Origin of the sequence: Dietzia sp. (assembly GCF_036741115.1) — a bacterium.
In the GTDB taxonomy this organism is placed as follows: Bacteria; Actinomycetota; Actinomycetes; order Mycobacteriales; family Mycobacteriaceae; genus Dietzia.
In genome coordinates this window covers 1-7,765 of sequence record NZ_DAINST010000095.1, presented here as the reverse complement: position 1 = coordinate 7,765, position 7,765 = coordinate 1, and the positions used below count along the sequence as shown (strand labels likewise).

The 7,765-nt window shown below is 68.9% G+C and carries 8 protein-coding genes; 6 read left to right on the top strand and 2 right to left on the bottom strand.

Going from position 1 to position 7,765, the window contains the following annotated elements:
* Both V7E05_RS12490 and V7E05_RS12485 read right to left on the bottom strand, forming a co-directional pair.
* Window positions 1–688, bottom strand: a 688-nt coding sequence (locus tag V7E05_RS12490) for a phytoene desaturase family protein (RefSeq protein WP_442891677.1), incomplete at its 3' end; no start/stop codon positions are given.
* Window positions 685–1,506: a GNAT family N-acetyltransferase gene (locus V7E05_RS12485; RefSeq protein WP_333619971.1), complete on the bottom strand. Its 822-nt coding sequence runs from the start codon at window positions 1,504–1,506 to the stop codon at window positions 685–687. The genes V7E05_RS12485 and V7E05_RS12490, both read right to left, overlap by 4 nt.
* Window positions 1,507–1,674: 168 nt before the next feature.
* On the opposite strand from V7E05_RS12485, the gene V7E05_RS12480 reads away from it, so the two are divergent.
* From V7E05_RS12480 to V7E05_RS12455, 6 genes are all read left to right on the top strand, one after another.
* Window positions 1,675–2,061 (top strand): SAV_6107 family HEPN domain-containing protein, encoded by a 387-nt coding sequence (locus V7E05_RS12480; RefSeq protein ID WP_333619970.1) that lies wholly within the window; start codon window positions 1,675–1,677, stop codon window positions 2,059–2,061.
* A 273-nt stretch (window positions 2,062–2,334) separates the two neighbouring features.
* A complete protein-coding gene (locus tag V7E05_RS12475; RefSeq protein WP_333619969.1) occupies window positions 2,335–2,781 on the top strand; it encodes a DUF3040 domain-containing protein in 447 nt (148 codons plus the stop codon).
* 498 nt (window positions 2,782–3,279) lie between these two features.
* Window positions 3,280–3,762, top strand: a complete 483-nt coding sequence (locus tag V7E05_RS12470; RefSeq protein WP_333619968.1) for a division/cell wall cluster transcriptional repressor MraZ — start codon at window positions 3,280–3,282, stop codon at window positions 3,760–3,762.
* A 211-nt stretch (window positions 3,763–3,973) separates the two neighbouring features.
* Window positions 3,974–4,987, top strand: coding sequence for a 16S rRNA (cytosine(1402)-N(4))-methyltransferase RsmH (gene rsmH / locus V7E05_RS12465; RefSeq protein WP_333619972.1), 1,014 nt, complete (start codon window positions 3,974–3,976; stop codon window positions 4,985–4,987).
* Window positions 4,988–5,273: 286 nt separating this feature from the next.
* Window positions 5,274–5,924, top strand: coding sequence for a hypothetical protein (locus tag V7E05_RS12460; RefSeq protein ID WP_333619967.1), 651 nt, complete (start codon window positions 5,274–5,276; stop codon window positions 5,922–5,924).
* Window positions 5,925–6,185: 261 nt separating this feature from the next.
* Window positions 6,186–7,765, top strand: a 1,580-nt coding sequence (locus V7E05_RS12455; RefSeq protein WP_333619966.1) for a peptidoglycan D,D-transpeptidase FtsI family protein, incomplete at its 3' end; no start/stop codon positions are given.

Below are 7,765 nucleotides of genomic sequence, written 5' to 3'. Positions count from 1 at the left end.
CGCGGCCCGGCGGAGTCGAATGCATGAGTGCGGCGAAGCCGATCATCGGCGCGGTCGCGGGGGCAGACATCGGCGGGCCCGACTGCGCCCCGAACCAGGCGAGCGCGGCCTTGAGTCGCCCCGAATCGAAGCGCGCGTCGAGGAGCGCGTCGCCGGACGCGAGGAACTCCTTGGACAGACGCATGGGATGGAGCGTGCCGCGTATACCAACGAGCTTGGCCAGGCCGCGGGGGGTCGGGGCGGAGCCGAAGCTCGCCATCATGCCGCGGGCCAGCGGGGTCCAGTCGCGGACGAAACGGCGGTAGGCATCGGCGTCCGCCCGGCCGCAGGCCTCGGCGATCGAGCGACAAGTCGCCTCGAGATCGACGGAAAAGACCAGCGGCGGTTCGGAGGTGCCCTCGGGCGCGGGAGCAAAGGCCCAGGGGTCGCAGTCGATGTAGTGCAGCCCGTGGGCGGCGAGATCGAGATCCTCGATGATCCCCGTGTGGCGGATCATGAGGTGTGCCGAAGAGCCACGATCGGTGCGGTGCCCCGGATAGCGCTCGACCGTTGACGTCGCCCCGCCGAGCACCGAATCCCGCTCGAAGACCGCGACTTCGTGCCCGGCGCGCGCGAGGTAGGCGGCGGCGATCAGGCCGTTGTGCCCCGAACCGATGACAGCCGCGTCCAGGACCTCCCCGGCGCTCAACCGGCGAGTCCTTCGGTGGCCGTGTCCCCGTTGGCGTGGAGGTCGGCGCGGAGGACGCCGAAGCGGCGGGGATCGCCCTCGAAGAGGAAATCGCGAAGGACGTCCTGGAAACCCATGCGGCGGTAGAGGCGCCAAGCGTTGTTCGCCTCGCCGTCGACCTCCGGGGTGGAGAGCAGCACGCTCGGCTCCGTGCGGGTGTCGAGGAAGGCCGAGAGCAGTCGTGTGCCGATGCCGTTGCCGTGGAGGTTCGGGTGCACATGGAGCTCGGTGAGCTCTGCGGCGAGTCCGGGGAGCTCGACGTGCGCCGTCGCCGCCCCTGCGGCGACCCTGTCGTACCACCATTGTCCTGGCACGGCGCGGTAACCGTAGCCGATGCCCACCAGGCGCTCGGGTTCGTCCGCGTCGATAGCGGGGGCAGCGGTGGCCGCCGACTCGGCCGGGGCTGGAGTGGGTTCCGTCTCGGCGCGGCGGGGGAGAGCCCACCTGAAAGCGCGACGCGGCGAGTGGCGGCCGGCGGACCTCGAGGAGCCGGCCGATCCGTCGGCGCTGCCTTCCGCCTTGCCGCTGGACCTACTTCCACGTCGACCGGACCCCAGCGGGGCGATGTGCGCCTCTTCCTCCGCCTCGGTCGCAGGGGCGAAGGCCGCGACCGCCGTGAACCCGGCCCACGTGCTGTGCTCGTGCCAGATCGGGCTGCGTTGCCAGGTGACCCGGGGTGAATAGCCCATGGCCGCGACGTATACGTCGAGCGCCGCCCGCGCCTCGTTACGGAAACCCGCGGGGTCTAGTTCGGCGATCCGGATTCTCACAGCGTCCATCTGAGCACAGATAGCCGCCCACGTGCGGCGCCATCGCGGATCTCCGCTGGTCGGGGCGAAATGTCGGATGCAGTTCCTACCGTGTGCAGCGAAAGGTCCGAGAACGAACCTTCGGGCGAGTTGCAGAAGCGAAACCGGGAAGATCCAGCTCACGGAAAGGGGCGCGAGATGCTCACCACCCCAAGGCACGCGATCGGCGCGTCGGCTGGGCGCATGCGGATGGCGGAGGAACTGCGGGAGGCGGCGGTGTCTGCCACGGACCCGGCAGATCGCTTCCTCTACGCGTACAAGGGTGCGCGTGCCGCCGCCGCGCTCCTCCTCGGTCCGCGCCCTCGCCGCGGCAGGAACAACGTGTGGATCCGCCTGGCCCGCGAGCGCCCACAATTCGCCGAGTGGGCAGAGGCGCTGGGCGGATACTCGCCGCTGGCCTCGGCAGTAGATGCCTGCGTGCCGCGTCCCGTCTCGTCGGAGCTCGCCTCGGACTTCCTGTGGGCCGTCGGCCGCTTCTTCGACCTGGTCGAGTCGGAGCTCGGCTCGCCGGCCGCCGCCGCGTAGTCGGTGCATGCCCGTCTCCGGAACTCGCTCGTTCGGGGTTGGTCCGAAATGGCTCGCTATCCGGCGGGAGAAGTATGATTGCAATCGTCAGGAACACACACTTCTACTCGCGTCGGCCGCCGAGCAGAGCCCGGAATCGCGTCGGCGGGAGTGGAGAAGGAACGAATCTCGGCCATCGCTCGTTATAGAGGTGGCCAGGATGTCCAAGCCGGGTCGGGATCGGCACGCTCCGCGCCGCTTCCAGGACCGAGAACAGTACGCCGAGGGGGATCCGTGCCACTTTCAGAGCACGAACAGCGGATGCTCGACGAGATCGAGAGCGGCCTCTATGCCGACGATCCGAAGTTTGCGAGCTCGGTACGTCGTAGTTCGTCGTCGTCGGTATTCAGCCCCAACCTGTGGAAGTTCGTTCTTCTCGGGATCATCGGGCTGGCGTTGCTCATCGTCGGCCTCGCGCTCGGACCCAAGCCCGGCGGGTTCCCAGTGCTCAGCCTCGTCGGCTTCATCGTGATGTTCGGCGCCGGCGTCGGGGCCCTCCTGTCCGGCAATTCGTCCGGGAAGAGCGACGGTGCCGAGGGCGCGAACAAGGGCTCGGCGGCCACGGGGAAGCCCGGGAACGCCTCGGGCCCGCGCCGCGGAGGCTCTTCGCGAAAGCCCCAGAGCAGCTTCAGCGACCGCATGGAGGATCGCTTCCGCCGCCGGTTCGAGGGCGGCCACTAGGCCGATTCGCTTCGACCGAGCGCCTCGCAGAGCGCTGCGAAAACAACGGGCACATGTAGGACCGGTGAGCGCCCCGGGATAGTCCCGCCCTTTCGATAGCCCCGCCACGTAGGTGGCGGGGCTTTTTCGTGTGCGCGGGCAGTGTCGCCGCACCGCGACCCCGCCCCTACCCACCACCGCCCACCACCGGCTCCCCGATTTCCCCACTTTCCACCACTGCTTGACTCTCATAAGTCTCCTCATTCACAATTGCCTCATTGATTGCGGTTTTCCCCAGGTCGACGATCATTGTCAACGATCGTCTCGCCCGCGTGTCGCCACGGATATCGGCGACTTTTTGCCTTCTACCTCTATCAATGCACCTCGGTGGGGGATGGTGGGGAAGAAGGCTTGAATGTGGGGCCTTGTGGGGTAAAGTGGGGGACGCAAGTCGCTCAGTGGTGATTTCGACCTCTCGGTAGCTCCGAATGGTCGAGATCGGGGAACAGGAGGTGGCTGGTGGACTCCACCGACACGCCTGTCCCGACCGATGAGCGGGAACCCGTTTTCGTCGGGTACGGGACGTACCGTCCCCGCCTCGACGACAAGGGGCGGCTGACGATCCCGGCAAAATTCCGAGCTCCATTGGAAGACGGCCTGGTGGTGTGCAACTGGTTCACCAACGCACTCTCGGTTTTCCCGGAAGACGAGTTCAACGCGCTGGTCAAGAAGATCCGGCCGACGGCCAACCGCTCCGCGCGGCACATGGCCTTCTATCGGATCCTCGTGAGCGGCGCGGACGTGCAACAACTCGATAAGCAGGGGCGGATTTCCATCCCCTCGGGGCAGCGAAGCTACGCGGGCCTCGACAGGGACTGCGTGGTCAACGGCCTCGGCGAGCGGCTCGAAGTCTGGGACGCGCCGTCGTGGGACCGCTACAACACCGAGAATCTGCCGGCGTTCTCCGAGATGGAGGGCGCTTCCCTGGGGATCGAGTTCTAGGGCGGGCTCCCCACGAGTCCTCCGGCGCAGGTGTCGTGCGGCCTTCGCCCAGGGTGCCCTGGCGTACTTCCCCAACGCCAGGTCCCACTGGGCGGGGACCACACGACACCGCGAACGCCTCCTCAGGCCGAAGCCAGCGAAGACATGCCCGGGCACGCCCCGGGGAACGACCTCCAGGGAGGAGGGGCGAGTGGTGGACTCGAACTCGGCGATGCACATCCCAGTCATGCTCGAGCGCGTCATCGACCTGCTCGCCCCTGTAGTGCAGCGGGCGGCGGACGAGGGACGACCGCCCGTCATCGTCGACGGGACACTGGGCCTCGGAGGTCACACGTCCCGGCTTCTCGACAGGTTCGGCGAGCTCCACGTCGTCGGCGTCGACCGCGACACCTCGGCCCTCGCAATGGCGGGCAGGAGGCTCACCGCATACTCCGACCGCTTCCACCCGGTCCACGCACGATTCGACGACGCCGCCGAGATCACGGCGGCGCTTCCTTATTTCTCCCATGACGCGGCCGGGCCCGCCATCGACGGCGTGCTCCTCGACTTCGGCGTCTCCTCAATGCAGCTCGATGTCCCGGAGCGCGGCTTCGCGTACTCCGTCGACGCTCCGCTCGACATGCGCATGGACACCACGAGCGGGCAGACGGCCGCCGACGTGCTCAACACATACCCGGCGGGGGAGCTCGCCAGGATCCTCCGCGAATACGGGGAGGAGCGGTTCGCCAGGCAGATCGCGTTGGCCGTAGTCAAGAAGCGGGAGAACGCGCCCTTCGAGACCTCGGCCGAGCTCGTCGAGCTTCTCTACGACACGATCCCCGCCGGGGCCCGCCGCACGGGAGGACATCCCGCCAAGCGCACGTTCCAGGCGCTGCGGATCGAGGTCAACGCAGAACTCGAGGCCGTCGCCGGCGCGACCACGTTCTACCTCGACCTGCTCCGTGAGGGCGGGCGCGCGGTCTTCATGTCCTACCAGTCGCTCGAGGACAAGATCGTCAAGCGCGAGCTCGCCGCGCGGACGAAGTCCACGACCCCGGCCGAGCTCCCCATGGAGCTCCCGGGACACGAGCCCAGATTCCGCCTCATCACCCGCGGCGCCGAGAAGGCCGACGACGCCGAGATCGACCATAACCCCCGATCGGCTTCGGTGCGCGTGCGCTGCGCCGAACGCCCGACTCCGCGCGAGAGCGCGCCCACCCCGAATCGTCCAGGAAAGGACCGCTGATGAGCTCACGAACCCCGGCTCGCGGACGAGCACGCACGGAGAACGGCGCACGAACGGCCGGCGCGCGAAGCCCGCGGGCGAGGACCTCGACGGCCGCCCGAACCACGGGAGGTGCCGCCACCGCGACTCTCGAGCGGACGCGGGGCGACGCCCAGCGCCGCGCGCGGGCCGTTGGCTCCATCGCGGCTCCGTCGCCCGGACCCGGAGCAAGGGCGCGAGCGTCCGTGGCCGGCGGATCGCGGAGTCCGCGCCCTCCTCGGCGCGGATCGGCGCGCGCGCTTCGGCCGTGTGGGATTCGGCGAAACGGGTGCCGTTCGTGGTCGTCGTGCTCCTGCTGCTCGCTGCGGGGATCGGGTTCACGCTCTTCCTCTCGGCCAAGTCCACCGAGGACACGTACTCGCTGCGCTCCGAGCAGGACTACAACTCCTCGCTCAAGGAGCAGCGCGACGCGCTGCTCACCGAGATCGAGGACGACGCCAGCGCCGAGTCCCTCGCGCAGAAGGCGAAGGACAGCGGCATGGTCTCGGTGCTCGAGGCGCCGATGATCGTCCGCAACGACGACGGCACGACCCGCCCCGAGGGGCCCGAGGAGGCGGTCCTCGGCGCGCCGATCGAGCCGCTGCAGGCGAAGGGCGCGGCCAAGAGCGGCGGCGAGCAGCCGGCCACCGGCGGGCAGGACGGCAACCGCTTCGGACTCCCCGGCGGCGCGCAATCCGGCGACACCGGGGCGCAGGGCGGGCTCAGCGTCCCGCACCAGTCCCCGCAGATGATCCCAGATCTCGGCGCCGGCCGCCGCGTCGACGGACTCCCGGCACCCGCGGCGGCGGCCGCGGGCGATGCCCAGGCCCCGGCACCCGCTCAGGGCCAGCCGCAGGCAGCGGCTCCCGCCCCGGCGGCACAGGGCGCGGCGCCCGGACCGGTGGACGCGCCGCAGTAAACCCATGGCTCACGGCGCATCGGCCGGTAGGTTTCGCGGTGACGGCATGACGAGGCGACTCCTGGGTGACGACGACGTCCGCCGTCATGGGGAGTACGCCACACACGTGCGGCGACGAGGGGAACGAGCGCCCAGCGCGGGATCCGCGCCGGCGCACGACATAGACACGAGTAGTACGCGAGCACGAGACAGGCACGACACCAGCACGACCCCGAAGGCAGCACGCGCCGCCGACCCGCGGTGGTTCGGGAGGAGAAGAAGATGGACGCACGAAAGCCCAAGGGGCGCGGCGAGGACCCGCGCGCGCCGCAGGGGCCGAAGCGGCCACGCGGCAGTCGGCCGGCGGGAATGGGGCGATCGCCGCGGCCCGGCAAGGGCGGAACGGCGACGGACTCCCGGTTCAAGATTCTCCGCACGGTTGTTGTGGTCATCCTGGTGATCGCCTTGGTCAAGCTGCTCTGGGTGCAGACGATCGGCGGTAGGGATCTCGCGGCGCAGGCCGAGAGCCAGCGCCAGGTCGAGCAGGTGCTCCCGGCGACTCGCGGCGAGATCACAGACGAGCGGGGAGAGCCCATCGCCTTCACCCGCGAGGCGCGGTCCCTCTCGATCCAGCCGACTGTGGAGAAGAAGAACGCCACCGAGCGCCACCAGACCGATCCGACGAAGCCCGATTGGGACACCCTCGTCGATCAGATCTCCTCGAAGTTCGAGCAGGTGCTCGGCGACCAGGCCAAGAAGTCGCAGATCAAGGACAAGCTCGATAGCGACTCGGGCTTCACCTACCTGGTGCGCAACATCGACGTCTCGCAGGCGAACGAGATCACCAAGGACTTCCCCATGGTGGGCAGCGAGCGGGTCGATCTCCGCGAGTATCCCGGCGGTTCGCTGGCCGCCAACGTCATCGGCGCCACGAACTACGGCGACAACGGCAGGATCCAGGGGCTCCAGGGCATGGAAGCCGCGTACGACGACGTACTCGGCGGGCAGGACGGGAAGCGGACGCTCGACATCACCCCGGACAACGCCGTCATTCCCGGGTCCATGCACACGGCGCAGGAGGCCACGGACGGCAGCGACGTCCAGCTGACCCTCGACTCCGACCTGCAGTGGTACGTCCAGCGGGCCGTGCAGAGTGCGAAGGACGCATCGGGCGCGAACGGCGCCTCCGCGGTCGTGCTCGACGCGAAGACCGGCGAAGTCCGCGCGATGGCGAACGACAATACGTTCAACCCCGCCGTCGGTATCGGCCCCGAGCTCAAGCGCGGGGCGGACCTCGGGAACAAGGCCATCACCACACCGTTCGAGCCGGGCTCGGTGAACAAGATCATCACCGCCTCCGCGGCGATCGAAGACGGGGTCACCACCCCGGAAGAGGTCCTCAACGTCCCCGGCAGCATCAACATGGAGGGCGTCACTGTCAACGACGCCTGGGAGCACGGACCCGCGCCGTACACGACCACCGGCGTGTTCGGTAAGTCCTCCAACGTGGGCACGCTCATGCTCGCCCAGCGGGTGGGCAAGGACTCCTACGCCGACTTCCTGCAGAAGTTCGGGCTCGGCCAGAAGACCGGAATCGAGCTCGAGGGCGAGTCCGAGGGCATGGTCCCGGACCGGAAGAACTGGCAGGGCGGCACTTTCGCCAACCTGCCCATCGGCCAGGGCCTGTCGATGACCCTGCTGCAGATGACCTCGCTGTTCCAGACCGTCGCCAACGACGGCGTCAGGGTGCCGCCACGGATCGTCAAGGACATCACCAAGCCGGACGGATCGACGGAGGAGACCCAGCGTCCAGACGGCGTGCAAGTGATGTCGAAGGACACCGCCGACACGGTGCTCGACAT